This is a genomic window from Streptosporangium sp. H13245 (genome assembly GCF_055690525.1).
The window spans coordinates 325,930-341,095 of the sequence record NZ_JBSZKT010000004.1 but is presented as its reverse complement, the minus strand read 5'-3'; the positions used below and the strand labels follow the sequence as shown (position 1 = coordinate 341,095).

Below are 15,166 nucleotides of genomic sequence, written 5' to 3'. Positions count from 1 at the left end.
GGGAGGGCCCCGGTTCAGCCGGGGAGGCGGTAGGTGCCGTCGTCGAGGACCTCGGCCAGGCCGTCCGCGACCAGGCCGTCGAGGGCGCGCTCGCGCTGCGGGGCGTCGTCCCAGACCACGTCGAGGGCGTCCTTGGGCACGGCGCCGTAGGACTGGCGCAGCACCGCGAGGAGGCGGCCGCGGCACTGGCGGTCCGTTCCCGCGTACGTCTGGCCCTTGCGCGCCGGGCCGTCGTGGGCCGGTTTGCCCGCCAGGCGCCAGGCGCACAGGTCGCTGATCGGGCAGTCGGCGCAGCGGGCGGCGCGAGCGGTGCAGACCAGGGCGCCCAGTTCCATGACGGCGACCGCCCAGACGGGCGCGCGGTCGGCGTCGGGGAGCAGCGAGGCGGCGAGCCTGCGCTCGGGGGGCGTGGTGGCCTTGGGGGGATACTCCTGGCCGCCCACGGCCCGCGCCAGGACCCGCCGCACGTTGGTGTCGAGCACCGCGTGGCGGCCCTTGAACGCGAAGCTGGCGACCGCGGCGGCGGTGTACTCGCCGACGCCGGGAAGCGCCAGCAGGGCGTCGTGGCCGGTGGGGACCTCCCCGCCGTGCCGGTCGGTGATCGCGCGGGCGCACGCGTGCAGGTTCAGTGCCCGGCGGGGGTAGCCGAGGCGGCCCCAGTGGCGTACGGCCTCGCCGGGGGACTCGCGGGCCAGGGAGGCGGGCGTGGGCCAGCGCTCCATCCACTCGGTCCACACGGGCAGCACCCTGACCACCGGAGTCTGCTGCAGCATGATCTCGCTGACCAGGATCGACCAGGGGGAGGCGCCGGGCGTCCGCCAGGGAAGGTCGCGGGCGTTGCCGGCGTACCAGTCGAGGATGGGTTCGAGTAAGCGGTTCGACTCGGGCACCTTTCGACGATAGTGCGGGATCGGGCGGCCCTGGACGGTCTTCGCCCGTCTTCACCCGCCCCCGGCCCAGCGGCCGGAGGCCGAAACAGGCCGGAAGCGGCGGGTCGCCTCCTGCGGCCCGCCAGGACTAACCATACTGAGCGTATGGATCCCGACACGTTCCGTAGCGATATCGGAGTCGACGTCTACTGGCGGCGCCGGATGGCCGCGCTCGTCGGTGTGCTCGTGGTGGTCGCCGTCGTGGCGTGGGCCTGCTCCTCGACGAGCGGGCCGGACGACGTCAGGGAGAGAGACTCGGCCGCCCGGCAGGAGACACCGGACCCGCTGCTGGCCGTCCTGCCGACCGTGACGGTCATCCCCTCGGCGTCCGCGAGCCCCACGCCCACGCCGGGGGTGACCAGGACGGCCGCCAGCCCCAGGCGGCCGGGCGAGCCCTGCGTCTCCCCGCAGCTCGTGCTGAGCATGGAGGGCCAGGGGACGGTCTACCCGCCGGGCATCCGGCCCCGGTTCGTCCTCACCCTGGTCAACGTCGGCAAGGTGATGTGCACCACCGACGTGGGGCCGCGCGCCATGGAGGTGCGCATCACCTCCGGCGACGACCGCGTGTGGTCGTCCTCCGACTGCGTCAGCGGAGAGGCCACCAACGTCCGCGAGCTCAACCGCGGCATCCCGTACGTCAAGGAGCTGGTGTGGGACCGCCGCAGGTCCGGTGACGACTGCGCCGCCGACCGGGCCGCCGCGCTGCCCGGCACCTACGTCGCGGTGGTCCACGCCCCGGGCCTGAAAAGCCGCAAGGCCGTCTTCCACCTCCGATAGCCGTCTAGGGCCCGGGTGCCCGCCGGGGATCCTCACCCGGCGGGGACCTCGGGTCCGCGCCGGGCGGAACGCCGGGCACCCGGATCCCCGCCGAGGCGGGGATCTCAGACGTAGCGTTCCAGGATGGACGACTCCGCCAGACGGGACAGGCCCTCGCGGATGTGGCGGGCCCTGGCCTCGCCCACCCCGCCCACTTCCTGGAGCTCGCCGATGCTGGCCGCCAGGAGCTTCTGCAGGCTGGCGAAATGGTCGACGAGACGGTCGACCACCGTGTTCGGCAGGCGCGGGACCTTGGCCAGCAGGCGGTAGCCCCTGGGGCTCACCGGGGCCTCCAGGGCGTCGTTGCCCGAGTGGCCGAGGATCTGGGCGACGACCGAGAGGTCGAGCAGCTCGGCGGAGGAGAGCTGGTCGAGCTCGTGCAGCGCCTCGGCGAACTTGCGCGGGCGGCGGCCCGCCGCGGGCAGGTAGTCGCGCACGATCAGCTCGCGGTCGCTCTCCGTACCGGCCACGAGCTCGTCCAGCTGCAGGGAGAGCAGCCTGCCGTCGGTGCCGAGCTCGACCACGTAACCCGCGATCTCCTCGGAGATGCGCCTGACCATCTCCAGCCGCTGGGCGACCACCGCGATGTCACGGACCGTCACCAGGTCCTCGATCTCCAGCGCCGAGAGCGTGCCGGAGACCTCGTCCAGGCGGAGCTTGTAGCGCTCCAGCGTGGCCAGGGCCTGGTTGGACTTGGACAGGATGACCGCCGACTCCTCCACCACGTAGCGGATGCCCTCAAGGTAAAGCGCGATGATCCGCATGGACTTGCTGAGGGAGATGACCGGCAGCGACGTCTGCAGGGCCACGCGCTGGGCGGTGCGGTGCCGGGTGCCGGACTCGTCGGTGGGAATGGACGGATCGGGCATCAGGTGCACGGCCGCGCGCACGATCCTGAGATCGCCGGAGTTGAGGACGATGGCGCCGTCCATCTTGGCCAGCTCGCGCAGCCGCGTCGCGGAGAACTCGACGTCCAGCTCGAAGCCGCCACTGCATATCTCCTCGACCGTGCCGTCATATCCCAGCACGATCAGACCGCCCGTGTGCCCGCGGAGAATGCGCTCCAGCCCGTCGCGCAGCGCGGTGCCCGGTGCGACCGCGGCCAGGACGGCTCTGCGGCGTTCGTCGAGTCCTTTGTAGGTTGCTGCCACATGACCCCCGTGGTCTGCGTATAACGCTCAGCTTACCGGCGAAGGACCCGCGCGGTCCGGAATCGGCGGATGCCACGCGCCGTACGGCACCCGTGACGCGCCGCGTCCCGTACAGCCCGCCCGCGCCGCACCGCCGGGGGCGCGGCTCTCGTACGGCGCCCGGGGCGGCCACGGCGCCAGGGCGGGTCTCAGGTGACGTGGGTGAGGGCATCCCAGACGTTCTCCGCCTCGACGACGTCGAAGCCGGGCGCGAAGGGCGCGCCGCGCCCGGCCACGGGGACCAGGGAGTTGTCGCCGTTGCGCTTCTTGCCCGTGTCGAGGGAGCCCGCGGGGACCAGCGCCCGGGTGAAACCCAGCCGGGCGGCCTCCGACAGGCGGCGCCGCACGTCGCGCACCGGGCGCAGCTCTCCCGCCAGGCCCACCTCGCCGAGCACCACCAGGCCGGAGGGGAGCGCCTTGTCGCCCGCCGCGCTGGCGACCGCCAGCATCACCGACAGGTCGACCGCGGGATCGCTGAGCTTGATCCCCCCGACGGTGGCGGTGAAGACGTCGCACCCGCCCAGCTTGGCGTTGAGCCGCCGCTCCAGCACGGCCAGGACCATCGTCACCCGGTAGGTGTCGAGCCCGGAGGAGGAGCGGCGCGGCTGCTGGGCCTCGGTCCTGGCGACCAGCGCCTGGACCTCGGCCGGCAGCGGCCGGGTGCCCTCCAGGGTGACCGTGACGCACGTGCCGGGCACCGGGTCGGTGCGGTGGGAGACGAACAGGCCGCTGGCGTCGGTGATGCCCTCGATGCCGCTCTCGTGAAGATCGAAGCAGCCGACCTCGTCGACCGGGCCGTACCGGTTCTTGATCGCGCGGACCAGGCGGAGCCTTGAGTGCCGGTCGCCCTCGAAGTGGAGCACGACGTCGACGAGGTGCTCCAGGGTGCGGGGACCGGCGATCGAGCCCTCCTTGGTGACGTGGCCGACCAGCACGGTGGACATGCCGCGCTCCTTGGCGAGCCGCACCAAGTTTCCCGCGACCTCCCTGACCTGGGTCACCCCGCCGGGCACGCCCGTCGCCTGGGTGGAGCCGATCGTCTGCACCGAGTCGACGATGAGCAGGTCGGGCTGGACCTTCTCGACGTGCGAGACCAGCGCGCCCAGGTCGGTCTCGGCGGCGAGGTAGAGGCGGTCCTGGATCGCGCCGATCCGGTCGGCCCTGATCCGCACCTGGGCGGCCGACTCCTCGCCCGTGATGTAGAGGACCGTCTGCTGCCGGGCGATCTTGGCCGCCGCCTCCAGCAGGAGGGTCGACTTGCCGATGCCGGGCTCACCGGCGAGCAGCACGACGGCTCCGGGGACCAGGCCGCCGCCGAGGACCCGGTCGAGCTCGGGGACCCCGGTGCCGCGCGCGTGCGCCACCTCGGCCTTGACCTGGCCGATCGGCACCGCGGGAGCCGACACCGCCCCTGCGGAGGCCACGCGCGCCCCGGCGGGTGCCGTCTCCTCCTCGACCGTGCCCCAGGCCTGGCACTCGCCGCAGCGCCCCACCCACTTGGCCGTCTGCCACCCGCATTCGGCACAGCGGTAGCCACCAGCCTTCTTCGCCATGGCCGCACGCTACCGGCAGGGCCCGACAACTTTCACCCGGTACGGCATGCCGTACCGGGTGAAAGTTGTCGGGAGGGACGGTGTGTCCCGTCAGATGTGGCCTTCGAGGTCGGCCAGGAGCAGGCGCTTGGGCTTGGCGCCCTTGATCTGCTGGACCACCTCGCCGCCCTTGTAGAGGTTGAGCGTCGGCAGCCCGAGGACGCCGTACCTCGCGGTGATCTCGGGGTAGTCGTCGGCGTTGAGCTTGGCGATCGTGACGCGGTCGCCGTACTCTGCCTCGATCTCCGCCAGGACCGGCGCGATCATCTTGCACGGCCCGCACCACTCGGCCCAGAAGTCGACCAGGACGGGCTTGTCGCTCTTGAGCACCTGCTCGTCGAAGTTCTCCGCGGTCAATGTGATCATGATTTTCCCACTTTCCTCAGTACGCATCCTGGGCAGGCCGTGGTCAGCTGCGCCGCGACCTCCGCCCTCCGGGTGAGAAGCGTGCGGATCTCGTCGTCGATCTCCGCCAGCTTGCGCTGGTAGACGGCCACGGACTCCGGGCACGACCCCCCGGAGTCGTGACCGGCCCGCAGGCAGTCGACGAACGGGCGGGCGTCGTCCAGGGTGAAGCCGACGGCGAGCAGCGAGCGGATCTCGGAGACGAGCCTGAGGTCCGCCTCCCCGTACTCCCGGTAGCCGTTGGCCGAGCGCCTGGCCGTGATCAGCCCCTGTTGCTCGTAGTAGCGCAGCGCCCGGGTGCTGACACCCGCCCGCCGCGCCAGCTCACCGATCCGCATCCGGCCCTCCCCATGACACGACGATAGACCTTGACATCAACGTCAAGGTCAAGCCCCGTCGCGTTGTTCCCGGCCCACGGTGTCCGCGAGAGCTCGCCGGGTCCGCGAGAGCCCGCCGCGTCCGCGAGAGCTCGCCGGGTCCGCGAGAGCCCGCCGGGTCCGTGGGGAGGGTCAGAACAGCTTCCAGCGCAGCAGGTTGGGATAGGCGATCTCCAGGCCGGGGGTCTCGGCGATGGCCTGGTCGGCGACCGCGGGGGTGAACTCGATGCGGAGCACCGCCTCCAGGTCGGCGCGGCGCTCGAAGGACATGCGCAGGTCGAGCCTGCTCGTCTGCCAGCCCTGGCGGTTCCAGAAGTTCTCGACCGACCTGGCCGAGTACGCGGGGATGGACTGGCTGAACCAGCGGCCGAAGGCGCCGCGGGTGGTGTCGATGTCGATCACGAAGGCCGCGCCGCCGCGCCGCGTCACCCGGGAGAGCTCGGCCAGGCCCGGCTCGCACCCGGGGCCGAAGAAGTACGCCCAGCGGGCGATGGCCACGTCCACGGAGGCGTCGGGCAGCGGGAGGGCCTGGGCGGTGGCGGCGTGGATCTCGACGTTCCGCAGGGCGTGGCAGCGGCGCCTGGCCAGCGCGACGAGGTCCGCGTGCGGTTCGGCGCCGATCACGCGGGTGGCGGTGGCGGCGAGGGCGGGCAGGTGGTAGCCGGTGCCGCAGCCGATGTCGAGGACCGTCGCCCCGGTCCACGACCGGATGGCCGCCATCGCGGCCTCGGCGCGTCCCTCGGGGTCCACCGCCCGGTTCTCCAGCTCGTAGGTCTGGGGGGCGTTCCAGATGTTGGGGCTGGGGATGGCGCCCCTCAAGAACCTCGGCATGCCCTCACCGTAATGGTGTGATCTCGGACGCGTCGGCGGTGGCGGACAGCACTGCTCTCCGGACCCGCTTAGGCTGGCAAAGGTGAGCGACTTGAGCGAGGGGGCCGGTCGGCCCGGCGGTGTTCGCGAGTGTGCGCTCCGAGCCGGAGACGAGGAAGCGGTATGAGCGTCCGTGTATCCAGCGCGAAGATCGCGCTGTCCACCGCGTCGGTGTATCCCGAACGTACTCCCGACGCGTTCGAGCTGGCCGCGCGCCTGGGGTACGACGGTGTGGAGATCATGGTGGGCGCCGACCCCGTGAGCCAGGACGTCGACGTCCTGGAGCGGTTGTCGGACCACTACCAGCTGCCGATCCTGGCCATCCACGCGCCGTGCCTCCTGGTGACGCAGCGCGTCTGGGGCAAGGACCCGTGGGCCAAACTCCAGCGCGCGCAGCGCGCCGCCGAGCGGGTCGGCGCCCAGACGGTCGTGGTGCACCCCCCGTTCCGCTGGCAGCGCGACTACGCCCGCGACTTCGAGGTCGGCCTGGCCAGGATGCGTGAGGAGACCGACGTGGTCTTCGCGGTGGAGAACATGTTCCCGCTGAAGGCCAGGGGCAACGAGGTCGTCCCCTACTCCCCCGACTGGAACCCGGTCGACCACGACTTCCCGCACGTCACGCTGGACCTGTCGCACACGGCGGTGTCCGGGTCCGACGCCCTGGAGATGTTCACCAAGCTCGGCGACCGGCTCGCCCACCTGCACCTGGCCGACGGCATGGGCGTGCCGAACAAGGACGAGCACCTGGTTCCCGGGCGGGGCGGCCAGCCGTGCGCGCCGATCCTGGAGCGGATGGCGGGCAACGGATACTCCGGGCTGGTCGTGCTGGAGATCAACACGCGCAGGGCGACCAGCCGTTCCGAGCGGATCGACGACCTCGCGGAGGCGCTGGCCTTCGCCCGGCTGCACCTCGCCGCCTCCACCCCCGCATGAGCGAGCCCGCCGTGAACGGGTCCTCGTCAGAGACGTCGGAGACGTCAGAGACATCAGAGACATCAGAGACATCAGAGGCATCGGAGGCGTCGGAGGCCAGGAGGCGTCCGGGGCGCAGGCCGGGTTCGGCCGACACGCGGGGGCAGATCCTCGCGGCGGCGCGCGAGACCTTCGCGGAGAAGGGGTTCGACAAGGCGACCATCCGGGGTATCGCCCGGCAGGCGGGGGTGGATCCCGCGCTGGTCCACCACTACTTCTCCGGCAAGGAGGGGATGTTCGTCGAGGCGATGGAGCTGCCGATCAACCCCGACAACATCCTCGTGGCGATCATGGCGGGGCCCCGCGAGGAGGTGGGCGAGCGGCTGGTCCGGTTCATCCTGACGATCACCTCGGAGGCCGGGGCGCGTCAGCCGCTGCTGGCGCTGATCCGCACCGCGATGACCAACGAGCAGATGGTCGTCACGATCCGCGAGTTCATGACCGGGGCGCTGCTCAGCCGGGTCGCGGAGGCCCTGGACATCCCGCCGGTCCGGGTGGAGGCGGCGTTCGCGCAGATGTTCGGCGTGGTCATGGTCCGCTACGTCCTCAAGCTGGAGCCGATGGCCTCGGTGGGCCGCGAGGAACTGGTGAGACTGCTCACCCCCACGGTCCAGGGCTATCTCGTCCCGTCCCGATAGCCTCGGCCGTCACTTCGATGCCGCCAGGAGGCGTGCAGAGCATTGTTCTGGGAACGGTGTTGACCATAGGGTGACCACGGTCGCCGCGGGTCCCGGTACGAAGGGAAGTTACCCGTCGGTAGGATTTGTGGAGACCCCTTGTCACCGTGGATGACCGGCGGTCGTACGCTGGCAGCCAACGCCGTCTGTGGGAGGACCCGTGCTCTGGGTAGCGATCATCGGGCTGGTCATGACAGCCGTCGCGGTCGCGCTTGCCGCGCGCCGCGTGTTGTTCCTGTACAAGCTCGCCACCGCCGGGCCTCCCGCGCCCGAGCGCGTCGCGTACGCCAGGGCCCACCTGGGTGAGGAGATCAAGGCCCAGCTGGTCGAGGTGTTCGGGCAGCGGAAGCTGCTGAAGTGGACGGCCTCGGGCGTCGCGCACTTCTTCGTCATGTGGGCCTTCTTCATCCTGGCGACCGTCTATCTGGAGGCGTACGGCGCGCTGATCCAGGGGGCCGTCACCGGCACCCCCGACTTCCACATCCCGCTCGTCGGGACGTGGGCGGTCCTGGGCTTCCTGCAGGACTTCATCGCGGTCGCGGCCCTGGTCGGCCTCATCGCCTTCGCGGTCATCAGGATCAAGAACTCGCCGAAGAAGCTGGGGCGCAGGTCCCGCTTCTTCGGGTCGCACCTCGGCGGCGCCTGGCTCGTCCTCTTCATGATCTTCAACGTGATCTGGACGATGCTCCTCTTCCGTGGCGCGGCGGCCAACACCGGCAACCTGCCGTACGCCTCGGGGGCGTTCGCCTCTGACGCGGTCGCCGCCCTGCTGCGCCCGCTGGGACCCTCGGCCAACGAGATGCTCGAACACGTCGGGCTGCTCCTGCACATCGGCGTCATGCTGGTGTTCCTCGTGATCGTGGTGAACTCCAAGCACCTGCACATCTTCACCGCGCCGCTGAACGTGGCGTTCTCCCGGCGTCCCGACGGCAACGGCCCGGCCCAGCCGATGCGGATCGACGGCAAGGTCGTCGACTTCGAGGACGAGGAGCTCGACGGCGACAGGCTCGGCCGGGGCAAGATCGAGGACACCACCTGGAAGGGCTTCCTCGACTTCTACACCTGTACCGAGTGCGGACGCTGCCAGGACCAGTGCCCGGCCTGGAACACCGACAAGCCGTTGTCGCCGAAGATGCTCATCCTTGAGCAGCGCGACCACGCCTTCAAGATCGCCCCGTACCTGACGGCCACCGAGGAGCAGCGCGCGGGCTTCCACGAGGACGTGCTGGCCCTGCTGGACAAGCCGCTGGTCGGCGAGGACGGCGTCATCCACCCCGACGTGCTGTGGTCCTGCACCAACTGCGGCGCCTGCGTCGAGCAGTGCCCGGTCGACATCGAGCACATCGACCACATCCTCGACATGCGCCGCTACCAGGCGATGGTGGAGTCCAACTTCCCGTCCGAGGCCGGGGTCATGGTCAAGAACCTGGAGAACAAGGGCAACCCGTGGGGGATGTCCGAGATGAAGCGGGCCGACTGGATCGAGGAGCTGGCGGGGCGCGAGGTCGATCCGATCGAGGTCCAGCTCATCGACGAGAAGATGCCCGACGACACCGAGTACCTCTTCTGGGTCGGCTGCGCCGGAGCCCTGGAGGACCGGGCCAAGAAGACCACCAAGGCGGTCGCGGAGCTGCTGCACGTCGCGGGGGTCAAGTTCGCGGTGCTCGGCCCGATGGAGGCGTGCACCGGCGACCCGGCCCGCCGCCTGGGCATGGAGTACCTCTTCGACATGCTGGCCAAGCAGAACATCGAGACGCTGAACGAGGCCGGGGTCAAGAAGATCGTCGCGACCTGCCCGCACTGCTTCAACACCCTCGCCAACGAGTATCCCCAGCTCGGTGGCACCTACGAGGTGGTGCACCACACCCAGCTGCTGGCCAAGCTCGTGGACGAGGGGAAGCTGGTCCCGGTCACGCCGATCGAGGAGAAGATCACCTACCACGACCCGTGCTTCCTCGGCCGCCACAACAAGGTCTACTCCCAGCCCCGCGACATCATGGCCAAGGTGCCCGGGGTGAGGACCCAGGAGATGCACCGCCACAAGGACCGGGGCTTCTGCTGCGGCGCCGGTGGCGCGCGGATGTGGATGGAGGAGCGGCTCGGCAAGCGCATCAACACCGAGCGCGTGGACGAGGCGCTGACCACCGAGCCGGACACCATCTCCACGGCGTGCCCGTTCTGCCTGGTCATGCTCGGCGACTCGATCAACGAGAAGAAGAACGCGGGCGAGGCCAAGGAGACGCTGGAGGTCGTCGACGTCTCCCAGCTGCTGATCAAGTCGATCAAGGGGCAGTCCGTCGAGGCGTCCTGAGGCCCGGCCGGTGACCGTCAGGGGGGATATCTTCCCGATGTCCCCTTTGACATATGGTCAAGTCATCGGGAAAAGGATGTCAGGTCCGAAAACCTTTCTCCACATAACGGGAAAATCACGGTAACCTCAACGTCGCGTAGCTCATTCAACGGGGAGGGGGCTTGACGATGCCCGTCGTCGTCAGCGATGCCGAGGTTACCCTGGCCGACGTTCTCTCACTTCGGCTGGCCGTCGACGAGCCTCTGGCCGACGGCACCGAACTGGTCCTGCGTAACCGGGCCACCTCGGTCGAGAGCCGGGTGCCGCTGGGCACCCCGGACGTCCAGATGCGCGAGGCGGAGCTGGCCGTCTCGCTCGCGCCGCTCGAACTCGGTCCCGGCCGCTGGGACACCTACCTGCAACAGGGCACGACGCGCACGCGGCTGCGCAGTGTCGATCCCGGGTTCTCCCTCGACCACCTCGACGAGTACGCGCTGAGCCGCCGTACGCTGGCCTACCGCGCCTACCGGACCCGCAACGGGTTCCTCGCCCTGAAGGTCGACGACGCCCGGCCGGCGGCGGAGGTCCGTTCCGTCTGGTTCAGGGAGGGGCGCTTCGAGGTCACCGGGCTGCTCGCCTTCACCGGCCTCGACGACGACGAGGCGCGGCACGAGGCGAAGCTGGCCCTGCGCCGCAGCCGGCCCGACGCCGAGCTGACCTCCGTTGCAACGGTCCAGGGTGTGCGCTTCCACGCGGCGCTCTCGCTGTGCGACGTGCTCGCCGCCGCCCCCGACCAGACCGGCACCTGGGAACCCTCGCTGGAGGTACGCGGCGTGGCCACGCCGCTCCGGCTGGGCTCCCGGCTGGACGACGTCGACGGCAAGCGCCGCCGCCTGCACTATCCGGCCGCGCAGATCGACGGGGTGCCGATCCGGCCCTGCTACACGGCGGACGACGAGCTCAGGATCGAGGTCGGCGGGTGAGGATCTGCCTGCTCACCCCCTCTGTCTACGGCATGCGCGGTGACGTACGCTCGATCGTCAACCTCGCGGGAGAGCTGGCGGAACGTCACGAGGTCGAGATCATCAGCGTCCGCCGCCACCGGGAGAAACCGTTCTTCCCCGTGGCGTCCGGCGTGACGCTCTCCTGGGTGGTCGACGCCCAGCCGGGGGTCAGGTACCTGCTCCCGAGGGGCCAGATGCGCACCGAGGTCGCCCTCTGGCGGCGGCTGCGCGGGCTGCGGGCCGACGTGCTCATCAGCACCCGGCCCGCCCTGAGCGTCCAGGCCGCCAGGCACGCGCCGCGCGACGTGACGCGGATCGCCCGCGAGTGGGGCCGGCCGCCGGTGCCGGGGCCGATCAGGAAGTTCTACCCGCGCCTGGACGCGGTCGCCGCCGCCACCGAGACGAGCAGGCAGGAGTGGGACCACCTGCTGGGCGGGAACGTGCCGGTCAGCGTGATCCCGGACGCGCTGCCCGCGGGGCCGTGGCCGCGCTCGCGGATGGACAACCGCATCGTCGCCGCGGGAGGGCGCCTGGTGCCGGTGAAGGCCCACGACCGGCTCATCCGCGCGTTCGCCGTCGTCGCGGGCAAGCGCCCCGATTGGCGGCTGCGCCTGTACGGCGGAGGCCCGGAGGAGAAGCGCCTGCGCGCCCTGGTCGGCGACCTCGACCTGCACAACCACGTCTACTTCATGGGGACGACCTCCGACCTGACCGGCGAGTTCGCCAAGGCGTCGATCGTGGCGACGACCTCCAGGACGGAGGTGCTCGGGATGACCGTGATCGAGGCGATGGCCAGCGGGGTGCCGGTGATCGCGTTCGACACCCCCCGGGGCCCCGGCGAGTTCGTGGCCGACGGACGGAACGGAGTGCTGGTCGCCGAGGGGGAGGGCGAGATCGAGGCGTACGCGTCCGCGCTGCTCGCGCTCATCGACGACGAGCGCCGGCGCCGGGAGCTGGCCGCGGGGGCCCTGGAGGTCGCGGCGGGCCACGGCGCGTCCTCGGTGGCCGACCGCTGGGAGAAACTGATCGCGTCTACATCCCGCCGCGCCTGACACCGGTACCGTTGGGACATGCATGGGTACAGCGGTGACAAGCAGGCGTATCTGACCCGGTTACGGCGCATCGAGGGGCAGATCAGGGGCCTGCAGCGGATGGTCGAAGAGGATGCCTACTGCATCGACGTGCTGACCCAGGTCTCGGCCGCCACGCGGGCGCTCCAGGCGGTGGCGCTCGGCCTGCTGGAGGACCACATCGGGCACTGCGTCGCCGACGCCATCAGCACCGGGGGGCCGGAGGCGGAGGAGAAGGTCAAGGAGGCGTCGGCCGCGATCGCCCGTCTCGTCCGCTCGTGACTAGTCACATGACTATCTTTTCCGACCACGTCCCGGACCCCGCTGGAGGGTCCGGGACCAGGTCTTGGAAACGGTTCTTCCCGAGGCTTCAGCAAACAGCCGAAGCGCTCAATCCGAGCGCGTTGTCGAGCTCCACCAAGGTGAGGGGCCGTTCGCTGATCGCGACGGCGGACAGCACCTCGGCATAGAGCGCGATCTCGTCCAACGCGACACGGTCGTGGACCCTAGAGTCCAGGTCGTCGTGCCCCACCGCGTCGTCCTTCCTTCCGCAGCCCACACCCACTTCGAGGTTACGGCGGGCGGTCATCGGTGCCCATGGCCCATCGGGACCATTCCTCGCCCCGCCCGGCACATCCTCAAGGAGGATCATTTCCCGTTTAGGAGATCACAATTCAGCTAATTGTCTGATACGTAGGGGGGCAGAAGGATATAGGGAGAGTAAGGATGAAATAACTAAATTTGTGGTTTAAGCATACTGACGTGTGTCAGAAGTGACGGGGGTAAGTTCCCGATACCGGGGGGACCGGGTCGTCGCGTTCGTGCGTCAGCCGGTGCACGACCGCCGAGGCCGTCGCGAATCCGCGTTCCGGCACGTCGGTTCCGGTGAGACGGCACCACGCGAGCCCGGTGGCGTAGGCGGCACCGAGCAGGGCCGCCGCCGCGGCGCGGTCCGGCGGGTGGAGCGCGGAGGGCAGCTCGCCAGAGCGCGGCCAGCACCCCCGCAGCGGGTGCGAGGCGTCGGTGAGCACCACGTGGAGGATGTGCCGCAGCTCGGGATCCAGCCACGGGTAAAGATCGTCGGCCGCCCTGGGCGCGACGCCCGACAGGTCGGCGGCGAGCAGCGAGGCGGCCACCGCCCGGGGGTCGGCGCCCATCGGGGCGAGGAAGCCCAGTGCCTGGACTAGGTCGTAGAGCGCGTGCTGGAAGTGCTCGCCGGGCGAGGTGTCGGGCAGCGTCGCCGTCATGTGGGGCGGGCAGCGCGAGAGCCACGCGTGCCGTACGGCCTCGTCGCCCCGGTGGGCCACGGCGGGGTCCTGGCAGGCCCGGCGGAGCAGCGGCTCGACCATGGACAGCAGGGCGTCGGCCCTCGGCCTGAACCTCGGGTCCTCACGCACCACGGCGGCGGTGTCGGCCATCAGCGCGACCAGCCGCAGGCCCGCCTCGGGGTGCCCGGCCCTGACCCGCTCGCCGTACAGCGCGACCAGGTCGTCCAGCGAGGTGGGGGGCAGCCAGCGGACCCACTCGTCGCCGGGCAGCGGGCGGGCCAGGAACTCCCCGAACATCGACAGCAGCACCTCGTTGCCGTCGAAGGCGGGGGCGTAGGCGCACCACATGAGCGTGCCCCAGATCGCGGCGACGGGACTGGCCACCTCCCCGGCGAAGAGCCCGGCGAACGGCCCGGTGATCGGGAAGTCCTCCCTGCGCCTGCCGCGCTGGGCGATCACCAGCTCGCGGACCCTCTCGGTGATCTTGTACGGCACGTCGGGGCCGACGAACCCCTGGACCGACCCCCGGTCGGCGACGAAGTCGGCACCGGTCGGGACCAGGTGCGGCACGATCATCGAGGTGACGTGGATCACGTGCGCCGCGGCGCGGAAGTCGCGTTCGGCGGGGGGCGCGGTCAGGTACCAGCGGCCGTCGGCGGGATCCTGGCGGTACCACCGGGCGTGGGCGCCGAACAGCCAGCGTCCGCCGTCCGGGGTGGCCAGCGTGCGCTGCGCGATGGCCTGGGCGCGCGCGAGCGGCGGTAGCGCCGCCCACCGATGGTCGGTGACCATGGTCCGCACGTCGTTCTCGATGGCGTCGAACCCATCCCACTGCCACATGCCGGTCATCGGCATTCCGGGGCGAGAGCCCCTGGCCTGCGCCACGGGCGGGATGCCCCTGCCTCCCTTCGGTCAAGGTCGTGCCAGGCCCCGCGATCCCCCGAACGGGCCTTGCACGATCGTAAGGCTCTCCCCGGCCACGGTGCCGGGGGGCTTCGGGCTGGGAAGTCCTGAGACGCCCGGATACCCAGGCGTCAGGGGCCATTTGGGGTGTCGCGGGCACCCGGGTCGTTCAGGGGGTGGAGGTCGCGTGCGGGCCGCCCGGGCCGCTCGGGCCGGTGGTCGGGGGGAGGGCGGTCGCGGCCCGGTGGCGGGCCGCCTTGGCGATGTAGCGGGCCGCCGTGTGGGCGAACGAGGCGCGGTCGTCGTCGGTGAGCTCACGGACGATCTTCCCGGGGACGCCCGCGACGAGCACCCCCGCCGGGATCCGCTTCCCCGGCGCCACCAGGGCGCCCGCCGCGATCAGCGATCCCGCGCCGATCCTGGCGCCGCCCAGCACGATCGCGCCGATGCCCACGAGCGCGCCGGTCTCCACGTGGGCCCCGTGCACCATGGCCTTGTGCCCGAGGCTCACCCGGGGCTCCAGCACGGCCGGCTCGCCCGGGTCGGCGTGCAGGCAGCACAGGTCCTGGATGTTGCACTCCTCCCCGACCTCGACGTCCTCGTCGTCGCCGCGCAGGACCGAGCCGTACCAGACGTTCGCGGCACGGCCCAGCCGTACCCTCCCGACGACCACCGCCCCGGGGGCGACGTAGGCGTCCGGATGGATCCGGGGGATCGCGTCGCCGTCGAGGGCGGCGATGTAGGGCGTGGCGTTCATGGGGACGATGGTACGAGGGGTCGGTCTGTCCGGTATTTCCGCAAGC

Annotated in this window: 15 protein-coding genes; 7 read left to right on the top strand and 8 right to left on the bottom strand. The window is 71.0% G+C overall.

All coding sequences use genetic code 11. The annotated features are described in order from the left end of the window. Positions 1-14: 14 nt before the first annotated feature. The gene (locus tag ACW9TB_RS11375) at positions 15-890 is read right to left on the bottom strand and encodes an HhH-GPD family protein (protein ID WP_472747936.1); all 876 of its coding nucleotides are present in this window, start codon (positions 888-890) and stop codon (positions 15-17) included. A gap of 144 nt (positions 891-1,034) precedes the next feature. On the opposite strand from ACW9TB_RS11375, the gene ACW9TB_RS11370 reads away from it, so the two are divergent. Then, entirely contained in the window at positions 1,035-1,706 is a 672-nt protein-coding gene (locus ACW9TB_RS11370; RefSeq protein WP_472747935.1) for a hypothetical protein, read from the top strand. A 104-nt stretch (positions 1,707-1,810) separates the two neighbouring features. Here the strand turns inward: ACW9TB_RS11370 and disA are convergent, their stop codons facing one another. The 5 genes from disA to ACW9TB_RS11345 form a co-directional block, all read right to left on the bottom strand. Continuing rightward, the gene (disA, locus tag ACW9TB_RS11365) at positions 1,811-2,896 is read right to left on the bottom strand and encodes a DNA integrity scanning diadenylate cyclase DisA (RefSeq protein WP_472747934.1); all 1,086 of its coding nucleotides are present in this window, start codon (positions 2,894-2,896) and stop codon (positions 1,811-1,813) included. A 188-nt stretch (positions 2,897-3,084) separates the two neighbouring features. Next, the gene (gene radA, locus ACW9TB_RS11360; protein WP_472747933.1) at positions 3,085-4,488 is read right to left on the bottom strand and encodes a DNA repair protein RadA; all 1,404 of its coding nucleotides are present in this window, start codon (positions 4,486-4,488) and stop codon (positions 3,085-3,087) included. A 90-nt stretch (positions 4,489-4,578) separates the two neighbouring features. After that, complete coding sequence (gene trxA / locus ACW9TB_RS11355; RefSeq protein ID WP_472747932.1) at positions 4,579-4,893, bottom strand: thioredoxin; 315 nt, start codon at positions 4,891-4,893, stop codon at positions 4,579-4,581. After that, positions 4,890-5,270, bottom strand: coding sequence for a MerR family transcriptional regulator (locus tag ACW9TB_RS11350; RefSeq protein ID WP_472747931.1), 381 nt, complete (start codon positions 5,268-5,270; stop codon positions 4,890-4,892). Before ACW9TB_RS11350 ends, trxA begins: the two co-directional genes overlap by 4 nt. Before the next feature lie 171 nt (positions 5,271-5,441). Continuing rightward, positions 5,442-6,140: a class I SAM-dependent methyltransferase gene (locus ACW9TB_RS11345; protein WP_472747930.1), complete on the bottom strand. Its 699-nt coding sequence runs from the start codon at positions 6,138-6,140 to the stop codon at positions 5,442-5,444. Positions 6,141-6,302: 162 nt separating this feature from the next. Between ACW9TB_RS11345 and ACW9TB_RS11340 the strand changes: the two genes are divergently transcribed. From ACW9TB_RS11340 to ACW9TB_RS11315, 6 genes are all read left to right on the top strand, one after another. Beyond that, positions 6,303-7,112: a sugar phosphate isomerase/epimerase family protein gene (locus ACW9TB_RS11340; RefSeq protein ID WP_472747929.1), complete on the top strand. Its 810-nt coding sequence runs from the start codon at positions 6,303-6,305 to the stop codon at positions 7,110-7,112. Next, positions 7,109-7,789, top strand: a complete 681-nt coding sequence (locus ACW9TB_RS11335; RefSeq protein WP_472747928.1) for a TetR/AcrR family transcriptional regulator — start codon at positions 7,109-7,111, stop codon at positions 7,787-7,789. Before ACW9TB_RS11340 ends, ACW9TB_RS11335 begins: the two co-directional genes overlap by 4 nt. Positions 7,790-7,988: 199 nt before the next feature. Then, positions 7,989-10,139: a (Fe-S)-binding protein gene (locus ACW9TB_RS11330; RefSeq protein ID WP_472747927.1), complete on the top strand. Its 2,151-nt coding sequence runs from the start codon at positions 7,989-7,991 to the stop codon at positions 10,137-10,139. Between the two features lie 167 nt (positions 10,140-10,306). After that, entirely contained in the window at positions 10,307-11,101 is a 795-nt protein-coding gene (locus ACW9TB_RS11325) for a hypothetical protein (RefSeq protein ID WP_472747974.1), read from the top strand. Continuing rightward, on the top strand, positions 11,098-12,174 hold the full coding sequence (locus ACW9TB_RS11320; RefSeq protein ID WP_472747926.1) for a glycosyltransferase: 1,077 nt from the start codon (positions 11,098-11,100) through the stop codon (positions 12,172-12,174). The genes ACW9TB_RS11325 and ACW9TB_RS11320 overlap by 4 nt, the downstream gene beginning before the upstream one ends. Before the next feature lie 18 nt (positions 12,175-12,192). Continuing rightward, positions 12,193-12,474, top strand: a complete 282-nt coding sequence (locus tag ACW9TB_RS11315; protein ID WP_031157959.1) for a metal-sensitive transcriptional regulator — start codon at positions 12,193-12,195, stop codon at positions 12,472-12,474. 485 nt (positions 12,475-12,959) lie between these two features. On the opposite strand, the gene ACW9TB_RS11310 is transcribed toward ACW9TB_RS11315, so the two are convergent. After that, a complete protein-coding gene (locus ACW9TB_RS11310; protein ID WP_472747925.1) occupies positions 12,960-14,309 on the bottom strand; it encodes a hypothetical protein in 1,350 nt (449 codons plus the stop codon). Positions 14,310-14,532: 223 nt separating this feature from the next. After that, positions 14,533-15,120, bottom strand: coding sequence for a gamma carbonic anhydrase family protein (locus tag ACW9TB_RS11305; protein WP_472747924.1), 588 nt, complete (start codon positions 15,118-15,120; stop codon positions 14,533-14,535). Positions 15,121-15,166: the final 46 nt, after the last annotated feature.